General features: G+C 33.4%; 19 protein-coding genes. 4 read left to right on the top strand and 15 right to left on the bottom strand.

Annotated features, from left to right (window positions below; translation table 11 throughout):
* Together galE and WBQ70_RS11335 are read left to right on the top strand one after the other, a co-directional pair.
* Positions 1 to 1,014 carry a UDP-glucose 4-epimerase GalE gene (gene galE / locus WBQ70_RS11340; protein ID WP_423914221.1) on the top strand — a complete coding sequence of 338 codons (1,014 nt, stop codon included), beginning with the start codon at positions 1 to 3 and terminating at the stop codon, positions 1,012 to 1,014.
* A gap of 506 nt (positions 1,015 to 1,520) precedes the next feature.
* Positions 1,521 to 3,185: a sodium/sugar symporter gene (locus WBQ70_RS11335; RefSeq protein ID WP_423914219.1), complete on the top strand. Its 1,665-nt coding sequence runs from the start codon at positions 1,521 to 1,523 to the stop codon at positions 3,183 to 3,185.
* 112 nt (positions 3,186 to 3,297) lie between these two features.
* On the opposite strand, the gene WBQ70_RS11330 is transcribed toward WBQ70_RS11335, so the two are convergent.
* From WBQ70_RS11330 to WBQ70_RS11305, 6 genes are all read right to left on the bottom strand, one after another.
* Positions 3,298 to 4,053, bottom strand: coding sequence for a hypothetical protein (locus WBQ70_RS11330; RefSeq protein WP_423914217.1), 756 nt, complete (start codon positions 4,051 to 4,053; stop codon positions 3,298 to 3,300).
* A gap of 335 nt (positions 4,054 to 4,388) precedes the next feature.
* A complete protein-coding gene (locus tag WBQ70_RS11325; protein WP_423914214.1) occupies positions 4,389 to 6,500 on the bottom strand; it encodes a thioredoxin domain-containing protein in 2,112 nt (703 codons plus the stop codon).
* Positions 6,501 to 6,601: 101 nt separating this feature from the next.
* Complete coding sequence (locus WBQ70_RS11320) at positions 6,602 to 7,261, bottom strand: alpha/beta hydrolase (protein ID WP_423914246.1); 660 nt, start codon at positions 7,259 to 7,261, stop codon at positions 6,602 to 6,604.
* A 2-nt stretch (positions 7,262 to 7,263) separates the two neighbouring features.
* Positions 7,264 to 7,584, bottom strand: coding sequence for a DUF4870 domain-containing protein (locus WBQ70_RS11315; protein WP_423914212.1), 321 nt, complete (start codon positions 7,582 to 7,584; stop codon positions 7,264 to 7,266).
* A gap of 5 nt (positions 7,585 to 7,589) precedes the next feature.
* On the bottom strand, positions 7,590 to 8,846 hold the full coding sequence (locus WBQ70_RS11310; protein WP_423914209.1) for a dihydroorotase: 1,257 nt from the start codon (positions 8,844 to 8,846) through the stop codon (positions 7,590 to 7,592).
* Positions 8,847 to 8,887: 41 nt separating this feature from the next.
* Positions 8,888 to 10,816: a BatA domain-containing protein gene (locus WBQ70_RS11305; RefSeq protein ID WP_423914206.1), complete on the bottom strand. Its 1,929-nt coding sequence runs from the start codon at positions 10,814 to 10,816 to the stop codon at positions 8,888 to 8,890.
* A gap of 177 nt (positions 10,817 to 10,993) precedes the next feature.
* Here WBQ70_RS11305 and WBQ70_RS11300 point away from each other — a divergent pair, with 177 nt between their 5' ends.
* Complete coding sequence (locus WBQ70_RS11300) at positions 10,994 to 12,109, top strand: lactonase family protein (RefSeq protein WP_423914203.1); 1,116 nt, start codon at positions 10,994 to 10,996, stop codon at positions 12,107 to 12,109.
* 243 nt (positions 12,110 to 12,352) lie between these two features.
* Here the strand turns inward: WBQ70_RS11300 and WBQ70_RS11295 are convergent, their stop codons facing one another.
* The 3 genes from WBQ70_RS11295 to WBQ70_RS11285 form a co-directional block, all read right to left on the bottom strand.
* Positions 12,353 to 13,696: a DEAD/DEAH box helicase gene (locus tag WBQ70_RS11295; protein WP_423914201.1), complete on the bottom strand. Its 1,344-nt coding sequence runs from the start codon at positions 13,694 to 13,696 to the stop codon at positions 12,353 to 12,355.
* A 260-nt stretch (positions 13,697 to 13,956) separates the two neighbouring features.
* Positions 13,957 to 14,721, bottom strand: a complete 765-nt coding sequence (locus WBQ70_RS11290; protein WP_423914199.1) for a TIGR02757 family protein — start codon at positions 14,719 to 14,721, stop codon at positions 13,957 to 13,959.
* Positions 14,722 to 14,833: 112 nt separating this feature from the next.
* Entirely contained in the window at positions 14,834 to 15,493 is a 660-nt protein-coding gene (locus WBQ70_RS11285; RefSeq protein WP_423914197.1) for an ABC transporter ATP-binding protein, read from the bottom strand.
* Positions 15,494 to 15,651: 158 nt separating this feature from the next.
* Between WBQ70_RS11285 and msrA the strand changes: the two genes are divergently transcribed.
* A complete protein-coding gene (gene msrA / locus WBQ70_RS11280; RefSeq protein WP_423914195.1) occupies positions 15,652 to 16,191 on the top strand; it encodes a peptide-methionine (S)-S-oxide reductase MsrA in 540 nt (179 codons plus the stop codon).
* Between the two features lie 7 nt (positions 16,192 to 16,198).
* Here msrA and WBQ70_RS11275 read toward each other — a convergent pair whose 3' ends face one another.
* The 6 genes from WBQ70_RS11275 to WBQ70_RS11250 form a co-directional block, all read right to left on the bottom strand.
* The gene (locus tag WBQ70_RS11275; RefSeq protein WP_423914193.1) at positions 16,199 to 16,624 is read right to left on the bottom strand and encodes a DUF3995 domain-containing protein; all 426 of its coding nucleotides are present in this window, start codon (positions 16,622 to 16,624) and stop codon (positions 16,199 to 16,201) included.
* Positions 16,625 to 16,629: 5 nt separating this feature from the next.
* Complete coding sequence (locus tag WBQ70_RS11270) at positions 16,630 to 16,929, bottom strand: DUF6787 family protein (RefSeq protein WP_423914190.1); 300 nt, start codon at positions 16,927 to 16,929, stop codon at positions 16,630 to 16,632.
* A 31-nt stretch (positions 16,930 to 16,960) separates the two neighbouring features.
* The gene (locus tag WBQ70_RS11265) at positions 16,961 to 17,392 is read right to left on the bottom strand and encodes a DUF6146 family protein (protein ID WP_423914188.1); all 432 of its coding nucleotides are present in this window, start codon (positions 17,390 to 17,392) and stop codon (positions 16,961 to 16,963) included.
* A 65-nt stretch (positions 17,393 to 17,457) separates the two neighbouring features.
* The gene (locus WBQ70_RS11260; protein ID WP_423914185.1) at positions 17,458 to 18,234 is read right to left on the bottom strand and encodes a CDP-alcohol phosphatidyltransferase family protein; all 777 of its coding nucleotides are present in this window, start codon (positions 18,232 to 18,234) and stop codon (positions 17,458 to 17,460) included.
* A gap of 225 nt (positions 18,235 to 18,459) precedes the next feature.
* Positions 18,460 to 19,479, bottom strand: coding sequence for a COX15/CtaA family protein (locus tag WBQ70_RS11255; RefSeq protein WP_423914183.1), 1,020 nt, complete (start codon positions 19,477 to 19,479; stop codon positions 18,460 to 18,462).
* Between the two features lie 162 nt (positions 19,480 to 19,641).
* Positions 19,642 to 20,274: HD domain-containing protein (locus tag WBQ70_RS11250; RefSeq protein WP_423914180.1), on the bottom strand; the 633-nt coding region annotated here is incomplete at its 5' end.

Here is a 20,274-nt window from a genome sequence, read left to right as displayed (position 1 = left end):
ATGAAAATATTAGTAACAGGAGGTTTAGGATTTATTGGATCTCATACCGTTGTTGAGTTGCAAAACGAAGGTTATGAGGTAGTGATTATTGATAATCTTTCTAATTCGTCTGAGGATGTATTGAAAGGAATTGTTTCTATAACAGGAAAGACACCTATTTTTGAAAAGTTAGACTTGAGAGAGAAAGCTTCAGTTCAAAACTTTTTTGCAAAATATACTGATATTGCTGGAGTGATTCACTTTGCTGCTTCCAAAGCAGTTGGGGAGAGTGTACAAAATCCATTGTTGTACTATGAAAACAACATTGCGGCACTAGTATATATTCTTCAAGAATTAGAGAAAAAAGACGAAGCTAATTTTATTTTTAGTTCTTCGTGTACGGTTTATGGTCAAGCAGATGTTTTGCCAATTGATGAAAATGCACCTATTAAACCAGCTATGTCACCTTATGGAAATACCAAACAAATTGGTGAGGAAGTAATTACTGATGTCTCTAAAGTAAGTGGTATTAGTGCTATTTTATTGCGTTATTTTAATCCTATTGGTGCACACCCTTCTGCTGCAATTGGAGAATTACCAATCGGTGTACCACAAAACTTAGTACCTTTTATTACGCAAACAGGTATTGGATTGCGCAAAGAATTAATGGTATATGGTGATGATTATCCAACAGCGGATGGTACTTGTGTTCGTGATTATATTCATGTGGTAGATTTAGCCAAGGCGCACGTTGTAGCATTACAACGTTTATTAGGAAAAAAGAATTTAGAAAAAGTAGAAACTTTTAACTTAGGAACTGGAGTAGGAAGCTCTGTTTTAGAAGTAATCAAAAGTTTTGAAAAAGTAAGCAAAAAACCTTTTCCTTATAAAATTGTTGACAGACGCGAAGGTGATGTAACAGCTGCTTACGCAAGTACAGATAAAGCGAATAATGTATTGGGTTGGAAAACTCAATCAACGTTAGATGAAGCGATGGATAGTGCTTGGAAATGGGAAACTAAAATTAGAAGTTAGTAATATCATTTAAGGTCTTACAATAGAATGTATAGCTGTCTTGATGAAATTTAAATAGATTTTTCCTTTATGATTTAAGGTTATTAGTTTAAATTTTATCAAGGTAGTTATGATTTTTAATGGCAACGTTGTAGGATTTCCTAAAATAAAAACAGCACTTTATTGTATATTGAAAAGAAGGAGAAAACGATTTGGATATAAACTTTGTTAATTGGATGTGCTTTTTTTAGTATATAAAATTGCATTAACACTATTTTAACATGCTGACTTTCTGTGTGTTGATTGTTTGTAGCTTCGTCGCAATTATTAAAAGCTTCAGTATTGTTAAATTACGAAAGAAGTTTTTCGTATCATTGCAAATGATTATTTAAAACCGTATTTTTTTATGGTATTCGTTTTTTTAATCAAAATTACAGAAAAATGTGTTTTTTTTGAGTGCTATTTTAACAACGTATTTGAACATTGAACTAAATATAAAAATTGAATTTTAAAAGAAAAAACTAATTATGGAAACAGGATTTGGGTTTATTGACTATGCGGTCTTTACTGCTTATGCAGTTTTAATCTTAGGAGTGGGTTTGTGGGTCTCCCGTGATAAAGAAGGGGAACAAAAAAATGCCGAAGATTACTTTTTGGCAAGTAAATCATTGCCATGGTGGGCTATTGGTTCATCATTAATTGCAGCAAATATATCTGCAGAGCAGTTTATTGGAATGTCTGGTTCTGGTTTTGCTTTAGGGTTAGCAATTGCTTCTTATGAGTGGATGGCAGCCTTTACTTTGATTATTGTTGGTAAATACTTCTTGCCTATTTTTATTGAAAAAGGAATTTATACCATTCCTGAATTTGTTGAGAAACGTTTCTCGACTAACTTAAAAACGATTTTGGCTGTTTTCTGGATCGCTTTATACGTTTTTGTGAACCTTACAACAGTTATGTATCTAGGAGGTTTGGCTATACAAACTATCTTAGGAATTGATATGATGTATGCAATCGTTGGGTTGGCATTATTTTCTGCAGCTTATTCATTATACGGAGGTTTATCTGCTGTAGCTTGGACGGATGTTATTCAGGTTGTTTTCTTAGTACTTGGTGGATTAGTTACAACTTACTTAGCTTTAAATACTGTTGCTGATGGAGCAGGTATGTGGGTAGGATTGAAAACAATTTATCATGCAGCACCAGATCGTTTTGTGATGATTTTAGATAAATCAAATCCTGAATATGCTAACTTACCAGGAATTGGAGTTTTAGTTGGTGGTCTTTGGGTAGCTAATATTTACTATTGGGGTTTCAATCAATATATCATTCAAAGAACTTTAGCTGCAAAATCTCTAAGAGAAGCACAAAAAGGTATTTTATTGGCTGCATTTTTAAAGCTATTAATTCCATTTATCGTTGTAATTCCTGGAATTGCAGCTTATGTAATGGTTAATGATCCTGAAATTATGGCTAGACTAGGAGCTTCGGCAATGGAAAATTTACCTGGGCTTGGTCATGCTGACAGAGCATACCCTTGGTTATTACATTTCTTGCCTGCAGGGTTAAAAGGATTGGCTTTTGCTGCTTTAGCGGCTGCAATTGTTTCTTCATTGGCTTCAATGTTGAATTCAACTTCAACCATTTTTACAATGGATATTTACAAACAATATATTAATCCAACAGCTGGAGATAAATTAACTGTAAACGTAGGACGTATTTCTGGAGGTGTAGCTTTGATTATTGCTGTGATTATGGCACCACTTTTAGGTGGTATTGATCAAGCATTCCAATTTATTCAAGAATATACTGGAATTGTGAGTCCAGGTATTTTAGGAGTGTTTTTGTTAGGATTGTTTTGGAAAAAAACGACAAACAAAGCTGCTATTTGGGGAGCTTTAGTTTCTATTCCAATTGCATTGTTCTTTAAAATTGGACCAAAAGGATGGGCTGCAGGGTCTGGTTTTGATTCGATGTTGCCAGATGTTCCATTTATGGATCAAATGGGATATACTACTGTTTTGACCATGATTATAATTGTTATATTGAGTTTAATGCAAAACAATGGTAAAGATGACGAAAGAGGAATTCCTGTTACTAAAGAGTTATTTAAAACTAGCCCTTTGTTTAATATAGGTTCTTTTGCTATCTTATTAATTTTAGCAGTGCTTTATTCAGTTTTCTGGAAGTAAAATTCATTTAAAGGTACTTTTAGAACCTTGATTAAACTGCATTAGTTACTATTCATTGAGTAGTAATTAATGCAGTTTTTTTTGATTAAATATTCCGAATTTTACTAGATTTCTATCTTTTTTCTTTTAATGTTCTAATGTGTTTCATTCGATTCCAAGCTATTTTATGTCTACATTTATATAACCATAGACATCCCAAATCTAATGTAAAATAAAACAAACTAATTCCACTTGGAGGGTTAGCACTTTTTAAAAACGGAAAAATTCCATATGCGGTATTGGGCCAAACCCAACATCCATAGTTTGTTCCAATTATTTCCAAAAAAGCCACCACAATATACATGCTGTAAAAAAAGAGTCTTTCTCTAGGATGTTTTCGCAATAAATAAAGAACTAATAATGACATTGTAAATCCAAAGACGTCATTCGCAAGCAATAAAAATAGTGTGGCATAAATTATAATAAATATAGCAAAATAATTTTCGAGTGATTTTCTATGCTGCTTTACACTTGCTTTTTTACAAAAATATATAGCGGTAATATAAACTATGGCATGACCTGGAGGAACATAAAGCGGCACATTTCCTAATCTATACGAATACATTTTTAATCCAAGAGAAAACAAATGTTCTCCAATTACACCAATTATTACCGCATATAACATTAATTCTCTGATGCGTGCTGGCGCTTTATAAAATAGGACTGCAAATGTAATTAACATTCCAAAGGTCGCATAATGTTGTGCGTTATCTAGCCGCACTGAAATATAGTTACTGTCTAAAAACAATACAACAACCATTAATAAAGTTAAGTAGCCTATGGTTTTGCAAAAAGCTACAAAAAGTGATACCGCATTTTTTATTTTCATTGGGTAAAAATACATAATCTGGCTAATGATTCGTTTACAAACAAAAAAAACAAAGCTACCTTTTTACACTGTTTCGTTATTTTGTTAAGTCTTTTATTACCTAGGGGATAATCGTAATGATTTATTTCATTGAGTCTCATGATTTACTGCAATGAAATTTTTTTCTTTTATCTCAAAAGAAAATTTTACCGTATCGATGATATGCTAGAATTTTCTTTTCAATAAAAGTGAACATTTTTTTACGGAAGTGACTATGGAAGCTCCTGACACAACCTAGTAAAATCACGGTTTTAAACAAGGACTATAGTATAGCCAATAGGATTACGTCCAAATAATTATTTCATTTTTGATACTGCGGTGGCTACATCGGTTTCGGGTAATTTACATGCACCTTCCACACAGATGTAAATGTCAGTTTGATTGGATATAAAGCGACTTTCCATTAACGGCAATTTGCTCTCAGTTGTAGCTCCAGCGTAGAGAACATTGGGCAAGTAATAACGTTGTAGTAGCTTCATTTTTTGTGCCGCCTGTGGACCAGAAATGACCACGTCATAATAGGTGTCGGTATAATTTAGCATTAAATTGAGCCAGTTGTAGTAATCCGTAGGATATTCTAATGCATCTTTTTTGACGTTGTTGAGCATTTGTGTGGCGATTTTGTTATAATTCGCATCCGAAAAATAATGTCCTAATTGGAACAAATCAATAGCCAAAACCGAGTTGGATGCAGGAATGGCATTGTCCTGAATTTCCATTTTTTTGGTGATTAGATTTTTAGTGTTTTTAGAGGAGAAATAAAACATATTAGTTTTAGCATCAAAAAAATGAGCCAAAGTATATTTCATAAAACTATTGGCTTGATTTAGCCATTTTTCATTTAAAGTTACTTGGTACAAACTGATGTAAGCATCAATCAATAAGGCGTAATCCTCAGAAAACCCATCAATAGTGCTTTTTCCTTCTTTATAATTGTGGTACAAACCACCGTCTTTCTTGGTTTGATTTTTTTGAATAAATTCGGCATTCTTGATAGCCACAGCCAAATAGTGAGGATTCTCCAAGGCTTTGTACGCCTGTACATAGGCTTTAAGCATCAAGGCATTCCATGACGTTAGCGTTTTATTATCTAGATGTGGTCGGTTTCTTTTACTTCGGGCTTTTAGGAGTATTTGTTTCCAGTTTTTGACTTTGTTAGTCAATTCAGTTTTGGTAATCGAATGCTTTTTAGCAAACGCAGCATCCGTTTGCGTTTTAATGAAAACGTATTGGTTGTTTTCCCAAAGTCCCGTTTTGTTAATGTTATAATAGTCTTTAAAAAGAGTAAAATCGGTTTTCAATAGGGCTTGTAATTCGGCGACTTTCCAGCTGTAAAAAGCACCTTCTTTGAATTTATTGTCTTTGGTTTTACTATCGGCATCTAATGACGAATAAAAAGCGCCGTTAAGGTCGGTTAATTCTCTTTCGACAAAAGCCAAACTTTCATCCACAACTTCTTTGTAACTTGGGTTTTTGGTTAACAAATACGCATCAGCATACAAACTCACGAGTTGAGCATTGTCATAAAGCATTTTTTCAAAATGAGGAATATGCCAATTTTCATCAGTTGAATAACGAGAAAATCCACCGCCAATTTGATCGTAAATACCGCCATTAGCCATCGCATTAAGGGAAGTTTGCACATATTGTTGCCATTTTACATCCTTGTTTTGAAACCCATAACGGAGTAAAAAATGAAGTGCTTTGGACATAGGAAATTTGGGTGCGCCAAGCAATCCACCATTTTTAATATCGATGTATTTTTCCCAATGGGTTAAGGCTTGCGTTACATCGGTCGTTTTAAAGGCGGCTTGAGTCGTATTGAACTGGATTTTTTCTGATTCTTTAATTCCGTTGATAAGTTTTGAAGCATATTCAACAGCTTTTTCGGGTTTTTTTTTATAGAAGTCGTTTATCTCAAGCAGTATTTTTTTCCATTCTGCTTTAGAGAAATAGGTTCCACCAAAAATAGGACGCCCATCGGGGAGCGTTATGCAGTTCAGAGGCCAGCCACCACTTCCTGTCATCAGTTGTACTGCATTCATGTATATTTGGTCAATATCAGGACGTTCTTCGCGATCGACTTTGATCGAAATAAAATTATCGTTCATAATTTTAGCCACCGAGTCGTTTGCAAAACTTTCTGTTTCCATCACATGACACCAATGGCAGGCGGAGTAGCCTATAGATATGATGATGAGTTTGTTTTCGTTTTTGGCCAGTTCCAATGTCTTTGGATTCCATGCTTTCCAGTTCACTGGATTGTGCGCATGTTGCAGCAAATACGGACTTGTTTCGTGGATTAAATCATTAGTGTACTTGTGATTGTCTTGACTAGTACCTTGTTTGCAACTTAAAAATAGCAAAGGAAAAAGAAATACAAGTAGACGTTTATAGATGAATGACATGATGAAGTGTATTTGGTATTAAAAAAGGGAAGATATAAAAAAAGAGTTTGACTTTATGAAAAGCCAAACTCATTTTGATGTTCAAATACAATTAATTAGTGTTAAGAAACAATCTTGTCCTCAACTAGCCATTCCTTAAAATCATAAAAATTCTGTGGAGAAACACCGTGGCCTATTGGATATTCTTTATAGATTGCATCAATGTTTAATTTTTTTAAAAAAGGCCCCGTTTTGCGTGCCCAGTCAATTGGAATTACTTGGTCTACCGTTCCATGAGAATGGAAAATGCGCAAATGACTAAAATCATTGGTAGGATAATTAGCTTTTATAATGTCTTCATTCGCATAACCACTTAAAGCAATTACATTTTTTATTTTTTCAGGGTGAGAAAGAGCTATAGCATAACTTAAAATAGATCCTTGGCTAAAGCCTAATAAAGTCACATTCTTCGTGTCAATAGGATAAGTAGCAATCAGTTCGTCAATAAAACCAGCGATTAGATCACGGGATTCTCTAGCTTGATCCAAGTCGGAGAATTTATTTTCGTCAGCATCAAAGTTGATGGCATACCAAGCATAACTCCCGTATTGCATGTTATAAGGCGCGCGTGCTGAGATAATGTAGTATTCCTCAGGAAGTTCTGCTGCAAATGAAAATAAATCAGCTTCGTTACTCCCGTATCCATGTAATAAAAGCAATAAAGGGTTTTTGTCTAATTTTATTTTGGGTTCTCTGATGAGAAATTCTAGTGATAAGTTCATCATTAAACGTTTTTAAATATTTTTTGAAACTGCTCACCTAATAACGGAATAGATTTCATTTCGCCTTGCAAAGCACTCATGAATCCGTATATCCAAAGGATAAAATAAAACAAATAAAAAGCTGATGATATAGTCCAGCTATCAAAATACCCAATGAAATACCCAATTAAAAAAAACGATAGAAAAATCCCTAACGCTTGACGAATGTGAAAAGACGCAAATGCGCTTTTTTTGTCATTGTTCATAAATAGCGCAATTACGGCTCCTATAATAGTAAAATAGCTAATAATAGCTATGTTCTTACTTTCTTTATCTTGATACATAGTTGTTATTCAGTGATTAATAATTCTCCTTGATTGTAAATCCCGTAGACTTTTCCTTTTAATTTCATTCCAAGGAAAGCAGAATTTTTTGATTTGGAAAGTATCGATGTATTAGCAAAAGTACTTTTTCCTTCGGGGTTAAACAAACTGAAATTAGCTTTGGCTCCCTCGACAATTGGTGTGCTTTTAATACCAAAAGTTGCTTTTCCAACGGTTAGTTTCTCGATTACGGTTTCTAAAGGTAATACGGTCATCAAAGCACCAAAAGCGCTCTCGAGTCCGATAGTTCCATTTTTAGCCAAATCAAATTCCATTTTCTTATGTTCGATATCGATAGGATTGTGGTCAGACGTAATCATGTCAATTGTTCCGTCAAGCACTCCTTCAATTAAGGCTTTTCGATCTATATCCGTTCGCAATGGCGGACTTACTTTGTGGCGACTGTCAAATTCTTCTAGTTTTTCATCGGTAAAAACCAAATGATGTACTGTAGCACTTGCGGTAACTTGCAATCCTTTGGCTTTAGCCTCACGAATCAGTTGCACTGCTTTAGCGGTTGAAACTGTTGGGATGTGCATTTTTCCCCCTGTATATTCTACTAAAAATAAATTGCGAGCAATTTGTAATTCTTCGGCTAGATTTGGGATTCCTTTTAGTCCCAATCTAGTGGAAACTACACCTTCATTTACTACACCATTCCCTTTTATTTTTTCATCTTGTGGAAAAGCAATCACTAATCCGTCAAAATCTTGAACATATTGCAGTGCAATTTTTAGCATATTAGCATTGTCTTGGCTTTTATTATAATCTCCAAAAGCAACTGCACCGGCATTTTTCATGTCGAATAATTCAGCTAGGTCTTTTCCTTCACTTCCTTTGGTCAACGCACCAATAGGGTAGAGCTGAGTAGCACATGCATTCGCTTTGTTTTTTACAAAAAGAATTTGCGACTGATTATCGATTACTGGATATGAATTGGGTTGTAAAGCAATACCAGTAAAACCACTTTTTCCAGCCACTTTAAGTCCGTTAGCAATAGTTTCTCTGTCTTCATAACCTGGTTCACCAAGGGAAACACTACTGTCAAACCAACCTTGAGAAAGATGCAGGTTTTCTAATTTTAATTCTTCAATATTATTAGGATTAGGCAATCCTATACCTATTTTGGTAACAGAATCATCTTCAATTATAAGGTCTACAATTTTATTATCAAAAGGACTTTTAGGGTCGATAATTCTTGCTTCTCGGATGATTAAATTCATAATATTGTTTCTATTTTAGTGGAATTCAAATACAAATTCATTTATTTTAAAAATTTAATGAGCGCCATTTCTATCACAAGAAAAAGCAGTGCAAAGATAACAAACCATTTCCAAATTTGGCTGTCTGTTCGTTCGGTTTGTAGTTGATCAAAAACAGTCGTTATTGAATCTAAGGTTTTATACTCTGAAAATATATTTTCATTAGAATCAGCAGTCTTACTTTCAGTTCGGTTGTAGTTGAAACTCAGTTGATCTACTGATTGATTTTGGTTAAAAACTTCAAAATTTCCCGCCTGTTCTGGATAATCATTAAAATTCAGCTGTACTTTATTGTTTATCCTTTGTTGTATAGGAATGAATTGTTCATCCTTATTTTTTATTTTCAAAATCGCATCTTTCTGTAAGTTTACGGATATTAAGTAAGGCTTTGAATCGCCAATAACTCTTGCATTAATACCATTATTTTTGCCTTGAATAGCCATTTTATAGAAGGTAGGAACAATTAATGGCGATTGTTGAAAATTTGAATTAGTTGGATTGAGTGGCGAACTGAAAATAGAAATAGCGTTAATCGAATTCACCTTAGAACTCAAAAAAGATTTGCCGTCTTCATAATACAGTACCACCGGAAAAGAACCTATTATCCCAAAATTCGTTTTGGTATTGGGATACTGGAAATTAGTTACTTGGTTCTCAAAAACAGACGCTAATAAAGGATGGTTGAAATTGATTTTTGTAATTCGTTTTTCAGCAGAGTCAAGTGATTGGTATTTGATGTTTCCAAAGTTAGTTAGCAACGCATTCAATTGAGAAACGGTACTTTTTGCCGAAGGAATAAGAATCAGATTACCTCCTTTTTCGACCAATGATTTTAATGTAGTTTGTAAAGCTACTGGGATTTGATCGATTTCATTTAGGATGATTGCCTCTTGTTTTTCGAGAGTATTGTAATCCAAAGCGGAAAGTGTGCTGTTTTGAAATTCAAACTCATCATTAGTGTAGATACGAGATAGGAAATTGCTTTTTTCGGTTTCACCAATGCTTAAAACGGTGGTTTTTTTTGTTTTTGAAATGCTAAAATAATAGCTGTTGTCATACGCTAATCCATTATCATCAATACTCACATAACCATGAAAAGCTTGTTTAGGAATCGTAAACGGAATTGTTTTTTTAGGGGAGTCAAATGTAACGATTGTTTTAGCTATCAATTTATTTTGGTTATAAATGGCAATCGAAGCGGGTTTAATTGCGTTTCCAGTACTTGATAATTCAACGTTCAAATTATAAAAATTTTCAAGTGTTTCCTGAATGTAAACACTGTCGATAGCAATGTTGTTTTTTTGTTCTGCTTTTGGAATCACAAAAAAGGTATTGTCTTCTGGACGAATGCTTAGTAGTTTTTTTTTGTCTAAACCAATAGCATCGGTGATAATCAATATATCTTTTTTGAAAGCAGACTTATGTGCTTTTATTTGTGCTAAATGTGCTTCGATTTGAAACGGCAAGGCACTATATTTTAGATTTTGCAGTTCGGTTTTAATTTCTTTTTTATTAGTGTTCCAAAAGGTTTCGGAATTTGTCAACAACGAAAAAGATGCGTTCTCGGGTAAATCTTCTAATAATTCTTGAACGGCACGTTTGAGCAGTTCCCCTTTTTTGCCTTTTGCTTGCATACTTAGGGAATTATCTAAAATGATGTACATTTCATTAGTAGCATTATCGCTTTCTTTGGCCTTGAAATAAGGTTGTGCAAAAGCCAAAATAATAAAGATCAATAATAGCAAACGACAAGCTAAAAGTAACCATTTTTTAATGGTAGAACTTTTGCGAGTTTCTATGGAAAGGGCTTTTAAAAACTGAACATTGGTGAAATATTCTTTTTTGAATTTTCGTAATTGAAAAAGATGTACCAAAATTGGGACAATCAATAACAACAGAAAATATAAAAGTTCAGGATGTTTAAAATGCATTGCGTGTAAATATTAATTACTTGATTTTGAATTGGCTTCAAAAAGCAGTGAATTGTTTCCAAAAATACAAATTTGTAAACAGTTACGAATGGACTTGATAGGATTTTTTCAATTGTTTACACTCGTATAATGGTTTTGGATATTAATATGTAAATTAGCATTTCTAAAAAAAAAATAATGAAAAAAGTCCTTTTATTAGTAATTGTACAATTGTTTTGTATTTCGTTTCAAGCACAAGAAAATAAATTTAATTTATTGATAGGTACTTATACTAAAAGTTGTGATAGTAAAGGGGTTTATGTGTATGATTTTGATGTTAATACGGGGGATTTTCGTTTTAAAAATGCCACCAATAACAAAACCGATAATCCCAGTTTTATCTCGGTTTCAGGTGATAATAAGGTTGTGTATTCAGCCAATGAAAATGGGATAGACAGTTATGTAAGTGCTTTTCGATACCATGCTTTATCAGGCAAATTAGATTTTATAAACAAAGAGAAAACTACAAGTGCAGGGCCATGTTATATTATTAATGATGAAAAAAATGTGATCACGGCTAATTATTCAGGAGGGAGTGTGGCTGTTTTTGGTAAAAATAATGATGGAGGAGTTACAGCGGTAAGACAGGTCGCAAAACAGTTTGGAAAAGGAATAAATTCCAAAAGACAGGATAAATCTCATACACACATGGTGCAATTTACTCCAGAATATAAATTTGTTTTAGCTACTAATTTAGGTAACGACAAAGTTTATTCCTATCTATACGATCCAAATACAAGAGAGCCATTAAAGTTAAAAGACAGTATTGCTTTCAAAGCAGGAAGTGGTCCTAGACATTTTACTTTTAGTAAAGACGGTAAAAAAGCGTATTTGTTGCAAGAATTAGATGGAACGGTATCGGTTTTAAAGTACAAAAACGGAAAATTGAAATTGGTACAAGAAACAACTGTTTTAGCTGATGGTTATAAAGAAAAATTTACAGCTGCGGATATTCATATTTCACCTGATGAACAGTTTTTATACGCTACAAATAGAAAGGAAGCTAATGATATTAGTTGTTTTAAAATTGTCAAAAATGGTAAACTTCAATTTGTTTCGAGAACGAGTACATTAGGGGACGGTCCTCGTAATTTTGCGATCGATCCAACGGGTAATTTTCTTTTAGTAGCGCATCAATTTTCGAATGAAGTGGTGATTTTTAAAAGAGACAAAACAACAGGGGAATTAATTGATACTGGCAAGAAAATCGAATTGTGTTCACCAGTTTGTTTGGTGTTTACTGCTATTAAGTAGATTGATTGTGAGTTTAAGGGGGGAATTCGTTATTGTTTTTTAATCATAGATTTTCTACCCATTGACTTTTTGAATGCAACTTGGAAGTTTAATTTTGAATTTGGATCGTACGCATGAGGGATAGAAGCAAGCTACCGAAGTAGCGCGGATAGCCCGACAGCAGACAGAAAAAAGGGCTACTAATCATACTGAATAGTAGCCCTTTTTTTTGGCTGGTGGCATGCCCTAATAATTTTTGGGACGTTATTTTTTCTTCTTCTTTTGTGCTCTTGTTTTTAGCATGTTTCGGTTAACAGAACCGTGGGTCTTCTTTTTGGTTTTAGACGGACCTCCAAGGTTGACTTTGGTATTCTTCTTAGCTTTTTCATGGAAAGCACCATCACCGTCTGGTTTTTTCTTTTTGTTAAATTTGATGACCTGACGTTCTTTTTCAGGTTCAATTAATTTCATTGATATTTCAACTTCTTCAGGAAAATCTTCAATCATCAATTCCATATTCATCAATACTTCAATTTCGACTTTCGCTTCTTCTTCCCTTGGAGTGATGAAACTAATTGCTGTTCCTGTAGCATCAGCACGACCTGTACGACCGATACGGTGCATGTACAATTCACCAAATTCAGGCATTTCAAAGTTGATGACATGAGTAATGTTTGAAATATCCAATCCTCTTGCCATAATATCCGTAGTAATCAGTCCGCGAAGATTACCTTCTTGGAAACTAGCCATGGTGGTCAAACGGTAATTTTGTGATTTATTAGAGTGAATTACACCAAATTGTCCTTCAAAATCTTCTTCGATACGCTCAAAAACCATATCCGAAATCTTTTTGTTATTCACAAAAACCAAGACACGACTCATGTCTTCGTTAGTGGCTAACAAGTGTTTCAGTAAATTTATTTTAGTATTAAAGTTGGGAACATTATAAGTGATTTGTGCAATGTTTTCCAATGGTGTTCCTGATGCTGAAAGGGTAACCTCTTCAGGATAATCAAAATAGTCATTCAAAACGGCATCAACTTCATCTGTCATCGTTGCAGAGAATAAGATGTTTTGACGTTTTTTGGGCATCATGGCTAATAGTGCTGTCAATTGGGTTCTAAAACCTAAGTTCAACATTTCGTCAAACTCATCAATAACCAGCTTTTGAATTTCTTCAAAACGTACTACGTTATCTAAGGCTAAATCCATGGTTCTACCTGGAGTTCCCACTAGGATATCCGTTCCTATGTACACATTTTTTTTCTGGGTATTGATATTAACTCCCCCAAAAATCCCAATAGTACGAACAGACATATATTTGGTTAATTTCTCGATTTCTTCGACTACTTGAACAACTAATTCACGAGTAGGAACGAGTATCACAATCTTAGGTGTATGCGTGGTAGTAAATTTATATAGCTTTAATAACGGCAGTAAATAAGCAAAGGTTTTTCCAGTACCTGTTTGCGCTATTCCCATCATATCACGCCCAGACATGATAACAGAAAATGATTTTTCTTGAATAGGAGTAGGGGTTTCAAATCCTAAATCCTCAACGGCTTTTAGTACTGATTTGGGAAGATTAAATTGCTCAAAAGTGCTCATAAAACGTATATTTTGTGCAAAGATACGTTTTTTATAAGGATACTAGCATTGGCATGAGAATGAGTTTAATTGTAACAATTAATTACTGAGTGTATTTGTCTATATAAAATTCCAATGTACTTATAATAATGGAGGCTGAATTAATCATTCCTAAAAACGTTTTTTTGTTGTGGTAAGTGATACTATATTTAATTTAGTATTTTTTTGTTTTTAGAAATAAATTCTTTGAGATTAAAGGGTTTGTTTATTAATTATTTAGATTAAAATCCTTCAAAAACACCTAATCCAAATAATGCAAAATCATATTTAGACGGGTCTATGGGGTCTAACTCACGAAGTTTTAAGTCTAATTCGGACAAAGCTTTACCATCATTTTGTTTTCGAGTTAGTAGTCCTAATTTACGTGCAACATTTCCAGAATGAACGTCCAATGGACAAGAAAGTGCCGCTGGTGAAATGCTTTTCCAAATTCCTAAATCAACGCCTTTATTATCTTGGCGACACATCCATCTCAGGTACATATTAATCCTCTTGGCTGCTGAATTATTCAAGGGATCTGAAATATGTTTCTGTGTGCGAGGTAAATGAGGAATCTCGAAAAAGGTCTTTTTGAATTTGGATATGCTTTTTTGCATCGAATGAGGTTCTTGATTTTGAGCAAAAACAGCTTCGAGACCATTATGGTTTTTATAAATATTTTGTAGGCTTTGGATAAAAAACGTAAAATCTAAGCTATTGAAAGTTCTGTGAACAAAAGATTCCAGTCGTTCTAGATCAGTATCCGTATGTGACATGATAAAATCATAAGGTGTATTCCCCATCAACTCCATCATCCGATGACTATTTTTGATAATCATCGTACGATTTCCCCACGCAATAGTAGCACTCAAAAAACCTGCAATCTCAATGTCCTCTTTTTGTGTAAATAAATGCGGAATTTGCACAGGATCACTTTCAATAAAATCAAGTGTGTTGTATTGAATTACTTTTTCGTCCAGAAAGTCTTTAAGTTCGGATTTGGTCATTTTTTTATTTGAAGTGCTTAAGAACTAAGGTTCTAAGAAGCTGAGTTTTTAAGTTTAAAAATTAAACATTTTGAGTATAGTTGGATATTTTTCATCTTCTAACTCCCAACTTCTAACTTATTTGCCCATCCACCATTACTAATTTCCTGTCAGCCATATTAGCTAGCTCTTCGTTATGGGTAACGATAACAAAGGTTTGTCCAAATTCATCACGCAGTTTAAAAAATAATTGGTGTAAGTTTTCGGCAGAATGTGTGTCTAAATTTCCCGAAGGTTCATCAGCAAAAATAATAGCAGGTTTGTTGATCAACGCTCTAGCTACGGCGACACGTTGTTGTTCTCCTCCTGAAAGTTCGTTAGGTTTGTGATTGATTCGGTGTGATAAACCTAAATAGTCTAATAATTTTTTGGCTTCCGTTTCCGTTTCTTTTTTGGGTCTATTAGCAATAAAAGCAGGAATGCAAACATTTTCTAAAGCCGTAAACTCAGGTAATAATTGATGAAATTGGAAAATAAAACCCAAATTCAAATTTCGGAATTTAGACAAGCTTTTATCGTTCATCGATAAAATATCCTGATTATTGATGTTTAGCTGGACATCATCTTTTGTAGCGGGATGATCCAAAGTGCCCAAAATTTGTAAAAGTGTTGTTTTTCCAGCTCCCGAGGCACCTACAATAGAAACGATTTCGCCTTTTTGTATGTGTAAATCGACTCCCTTTAAAACTTGAAGTTGGTCGTAATATTTATGTAAATTTTTTGCCTGAATCATTTGAATCAATTTTAGCAAAGAAACAAAGAATTTAATAATTTGGCGAAGGAAATAAGGAAGAGTATTTATAAATTTTAGTTAAAACAAAAGAGTTCTGTCCTTTGAATAGCTTAAATTTGAATAGCAGTCATAACTTTTAAGAAAATAAGATGTATAAAATGGATGAAATTGAAGTAGCAATATTAGCAGGAGGTTGTTTTTGGTGTACTGAAGCAGTTTTTTTAGAGTTAAAAGGGGTGCAGAAAGTGGCTCCAGGGTACATTGGAGGTAAATCACCTAATCCTACCTATAAAGAGATCTGCACTGGTCAAACAGGGCATGCAGAAGCCATACAAATTGTATTTAATCCTAATGAAATATCATTTGCAACACTTATGGAGGTATTTTTTGTGACACATGACCCTACAACATTAAACCGTCAAGGAAATGATGTTGGAACACAATATCGAAGCGAAATTTTCTATACAAATGAAAGTCAAAAAGAAATTGCTGGTGATTTTATCAAATTACTAACAGAAGAAGAGGTATTCCCTAGTCCAATTGTGACCAAAATCTCAGAAGCGACTACTTTTTATGTTGCTGAAGATTATCATCACAATTACTACAATGGAAATAAAGAACAAGGATACTGTTCCTTTATAATCACTCCTAAAATTCAAAAGCTTCATAAAGTTTTTAAAGATAAACTGAAAGAATAACTATGGGTTAAAGGTTGTAGTCTAGTATAAAAGTTAAAAGGGCTATTAGTAAACAAAGAGGAGAATAATATTTGGTATCGTTGATGCCAAATTTTGTTTCTTTATATTTCTTAAAAAAACCAATGTAATTGAATTCACCAATTGCTCTTATTATGAATAAACTTATAATTATTTTTAATCCGTATTGATTAAGAAAGTAAGGGAGTTTAATAGGTAGAATCCCCACGCGAGTTAAATAAAATAATCCAATAGTGAATAAAGCCATCCCAACAATACTGGTCGGAATTACTCCTGGGAATTGTGGGTTTTTGTCGCCTGGTTTTGTCGGGAAAACTGATCCAACACCCCATTTACCACCCAAAACCCAATAGAAATGAATTCCAGAAAGGAATAAAAAAATCGTGAACAAAGTAATTGCTAGTGTAGTAATCATTTTTTTTATTTAAATAAAAATCCAAATCCCATTTTATGTAACATCTTTTTTTCAAATTCCCAAAAGAATTTAAATTGTCCAAAAAGAAAACCAATCAAAACTAATAAAACTTGGTATATTGGGAAAATTAAAATTAATCGAAAAGGAGTAAAAAGTAATCCTAAATCACTTTTATAAATCCCCATCCAGCCACAGACAATGGTAGATAACAAAGCTGACGTGGAGCCTGTAATGGCAAAAACGATAATGATAATTGTCAATTGAAAGTTTGATTCAATTGCCCAGCGTTCTTTTAATTTTTTCATTTTATTTTGAATCCTTACAAATATAAGAACATTATCTCAGAGGTGCATTACCGTACAGTTTTTGTTTGTAAGTATTTTGAAAAAAAATCATATAATTATAAATCAGGTAATTGACTTCGTATCCGTAATTAATGTGTGGATCATAGTTTATAGTCATTTCGTATAATCTGGGACTATACCTCTGGGGTTGAAGGACTCGATTATTCCATTCATTAACGTAAAAAAGGTTTTTGTTCTCTAAATAGGCTTGTGTATGATAATTTCGTGGAAATGCACGACTTGTTAACCAGCTGTTAAAACCAGAGTCAATAATAATCACTTCATATTCAAGTGAATCATTAGCAATTCGAATGGTATCCCCTTGCGTTATGTTTGTATTTGGATGTTGAACTAGCGATTTGCTTCCAGTACAACTGATTAATGCAATAATAAATAGGATAAAAAAGAAATTCCACTTTTTCATTTGAATAAATTAATCTAAAATTACAAAATAGAATTTTGTCAATAGGTGTTTTTAATGAAAAAAAACTATATCTGATTGATATAAAGTCTTCTAATGGATATTAGAATGAAAATAAATACAGAATAAACAATAAAAAAAGGTACGATTACTTCAATCCAATCAAACACTAACATAAAAGTGATAATTAGTAATTGAAATCCTAACCCATATAAAGATACGAAAGTCATAAACCAGTTAGGAAAGGTTTTAACTTTATAAGCATTTGGGTCCAAACTGTGAATGATTTGATCAAATTTCCCGTAAACAATAGTATAAATAAAAAACATAATATTTACTGATTTCTGTTTTTCACCGGGCAATGCTTTTGGTGTTTTGTATTCGAATATTTTACTAGTGGCATCTCCTCCAACAGATTTATTTCTCAAAATCACATAGTAGTAATTGTATAATGTTCCTTGCAGTTGAATACAGATGAAAGCAATGATAGTAAATACAAATGAAGTTTTGGAAACATAACAAATAGTTGATAAAAACATCAAATTCAGTATTATGTCAAAAATACTGTCCAAATAACGTCCTGTATAAGAAGGCGTGTTTTTTATGCGAGCCAATTCGCCATCAGCTGCATCGATAATGGATTTCAAAATAATGAAAAAACCAGCCCAATAATAATGATTTTGCAAAATACAGTAAATAGCAATTAAGCCTGAAATACCAAAGAGTAAAGTAACATCAATAGGAGTGAAGCGGGTATTTTTTAATTGCTTAGCAAGGAATGTCCCAAAAGGTCTTCCGTAATCTGATAAATCAATAAATTGGTCTTTTGAGGCGAGTTTTGACATTTTTGTATATAAACAAAGAAATGTGACAATATAGTCAAGTAATAAAGATAGTAAAAAACAGGTTATTTAGGCAGATCAATCACATGAGTTTATTTACCGCAAATTCGCAAATTTTTTTTAAATGATTTTGATTTTAAATTGCTTTAAGCGGAATTAGCGCAAATTTGTTGTCACTATTAAAAATACAATATATTAAAAAAATTTGCGAATTTGCGGTTTTTTTTACTATTTAGATAGTCTGTGTAACGTATAAGTCATGGTTGCTAACAAGAAAAAAGCATTGATTTGATGCGCTAATCCCAACCATAACGGAACGTGAAGCAATAAAGTTAATACTCCCAAAAGAAATTGTACCAAAACTAAAATTAATAATAGATTGATTCCTTTGATTTGACCGTGATCTAAAATGGCTGTTTTGCTTTTAAAATAGAGTAATGCAATAAAAAATACAACAACATAAGCCAACGTACGATGTACAAATTGAACACCACTTTTACCTTCAATAAGATTCAATAAGAGCGTTTTTTGTTCGATAAACACACTGTCGTGAATGAATTGTCCGTCACTCATTAAGGGCCAATGGTTGTGAATCAATCCAGCATTCAAACCAGCAACAAAACCTCCATAAATAATTTGAAGTAATAAAAAAACAAGAGCGTAACGGGCTGTTTTTCGTAAATTCAAATTGGGTAGTTTTCGGGTTGGATAAATTAAATCCAAAGCAACCCATAATGTATAGGCAAACGTGATAAAAGCAAAAGTAAGATGAAGAGATAATCTAAAATGACTGACATCAGGGTTGTCAATTAGTCCGCTTCTAACCATAAACCAACCTAAAAAACCTTGAAAACCACCCATAAAAAGTAATATCAAGCATTTTTTTATAGTAGCTGAATCTAATTTCTTTTTGATTAAAAAGTACACAAAGGGAATTAAGAAAACCATTCCAATAATGCGACCAATAAAACGGTGAAACCATTCCCAGAAATAAATAAATTTATAATCTGAAAGTTGGAAATCATTATGAATATTGATTTTTTGATATTCAGGGAATTTCTTGTATTCTTCAAAAGCCGCATTCCATTTGGCTTCGGTAAGCGGAGGGAAGGTGTCGGTTACTAAATGCCAGTCGGTCATCGATAAACCAGAGTTCGTCAATCGGGTGATTCCACCCACAGTTACCATCAAAAATAACAGGAAGCATCCTGTAAGTAACCAGTAGATAACAGATTTGTTTTGTGTCATTCTTTTTTAGTTTCTGAGATTCTGAGTTCCTAAGAGACTAAGAACCTAATGTTTATTATTTTTTATAGTTTATAAGATTCAGAGTTTCTATGGGAGACTAAGTATCTAAAGTTTATTATTCATTGTTTATTTACTTAGTACTTTATTGCCTCAGTACCTCAGTTACTTAGCTACTTTCTTCAACCCTAACTTCTCGGCTCTTTTTAAAACAAAAGCATAAGCCGCATCATATTCATTAGGGATTTCTCCTTCCAGAATTGCTTCTTTTACAGCTTCTTTGAGCATTCCAATTTCTCTTGAAGGTTTCAAATCAAAAATTTCCATGATTTGTTCTCCAGTGATAGGTGGTTGAAAATTACGGATAGAATCTTTCTCCTCCACTTCTACAATTTTTTGGCGAACAATGATAAAGTTGTTATGGTACTTTTTGAATTTATTTGGGTTTTTAGTGGTGATATCCGCCTCGCAAAGGGTCATCAAATCTTCTACATCTTCGCCAGCATCAAAAACCAATCGACGCACCGCCGAATCCGTAACTAAATCCTGTGACAAAACAATAGGACGCGAGCTCATCATCACCATTTTTTGAACAAATTTCATTTTTTGATTCAAAGGCATGTGTAAGCGTTCGAATATTTTTTTGACCATTTTACCACCCAGGAATTCGTGACCGTGAAACGTCCAACCTTGTTTTTTATTGAATCTCTTCGTTGGTGCTTTTCCAATGTCGTGCAACAATGCCGCCCATCTTAACCAAACATCCTCTGTATTGGGGCAAATATTATCTACTACCTC

Origin of the sequence: Flavobacterium sp. (assembly GCF_049590715.1) — a bacterium.
Lineage (GTDB): Bacteria > Bacteroidota > Bacteroidia > Flavobacteriales > Flavobacteriaceae > Flavobacterium.
The sequence above is the reverse complement of the archived record's forward strand: the minus strand, read 5'-3'. Positions and strand labels throughout refer to the sequence as shown.

Bases quoted from the DNA above. Each gene is read 5' to 3' on its own strand.
- WBQ70_RS11265 (WP_423914188.1), bottom strand. From the start codon at position 17,392: ATGAAAAAGTGGAATTTCTTTTTTATCCTATTTATTATTGCATTAATC.
- WBQ70_RS11285 (WP_423914197.1), bottom strand. From the start codon at position 15,493: ATGATTCAGGCAAAAAATTTACATAAATATTACGACCAACTTCAAGTT.
- WBQ70_RS11320 (WP_423914246.1), bottom strand. From the start codon at position 7,261: ATGAACTTATCACTAGAATTTCTCATCAGAGAACCCAAAATAAAATTA.
- WBQ70_RS11275 (WP_423914193.1), bottom strand. From the start codon at position 16,624: ATGATTACTACACTAGCAATTACTTTGTTCACGATTTTTTTATTCCTT.
- WBQ70_RS11255 (WP_423914183.1), bottom strand. From the start codon at position 19,479: ATGACACAAAACAAATCTGTTATCTACTGGTTACTTACAGGATGCTTC.
- msrA (WP_423914195.1), top strand. From the start codon at position 15,652: ATGGATGAAATTGAAGTAGCAATATTAGCAGGAGGTTGTTTTTGGTGT.
- WBQ70_RS11300 (WP_423914203.1), top strand. From the start codon at position 10,994: ATGAAAAAAGTCCTTTTATTAGTAATTGTACAATTGTTTTGTATTTCG.
- WBQ70_RS11295 (WP_423914201.1), bottom strand. From the start codon at position 13,696: ATGAGCACTTTTGAGCAATTTAATCTTCCCAAATCAGTACTAAAAGCC.
- WBQ70_RS11260 (WP_423914185.1), bottom strand. From the start codon at position 18,234: ATGTCAAAACTCGCCTCAAAAGACCAATTTATTGATTTATCAGATTAC.
- WBQ70_RS11325 (WP_423914214.1), bottom strand. From the start codon at position 6,500: ATGTCATTCATCTATAAACGTCTACTTGTATTTCTTTTTCCTTTGCTA.
- galE (WP_423914221.1), top strand. From the start codon at position 1: ATGAAAATATTAGTAACAGGAGGTTTAGGATTTATTGGATCTCATACC.
- WBQ70_RS11330 (WP_423914217.1), bottom strand. From the start codon at position 4,053: ATGAAAATAAAAAATGCGGTATCACTTTTTGTAGCTTTTTGCAAAACC.
- WBQ70_RS11310 (WP_423914209.1), bottom strand. From the start codon at position 8,846: ATGAATTTAATCATCCGAGAAGCAAGAATTATCGACCCTAAAAGTCCT.
- WBQ70_RS11335 (WP_423914219.1), top strand. From the start codon at position 1,521: ATGGAAACAGGATTTGGGTTTATTGACTATGCGGTCTTTACTGCTTAT.
- WBQ70_RS11270 (WP_423914190.1), bottom strand. From the start codon at position 16,929: ATGAAAAAATTAAAAGAACGCTGGGCAATTGAATCAAACTTTCAATTG.
- WBQ70_RS11315 (WP_423914212.1), bottom strand. From the start codon at position 7,584: ATGTATCAAGATAAAGAAAGTAAGAACATAGCTATTATTAGCTATTTT.
- WBQ70_RS11305 (WP_423914206.1), bottom strand. From the start codon at position 10,816: ATGCATTTTAAACATCCTGAACTTTTATATTTTCTGTTGTTATTGATT.
- WBQ70_RS11290 (WP_423914199.1), bottom strand. From the start codon at position 14,721: ATGACCAAATCCGAACTTAAAGACTTTCTGGACGAAAAAGTAATTCAA.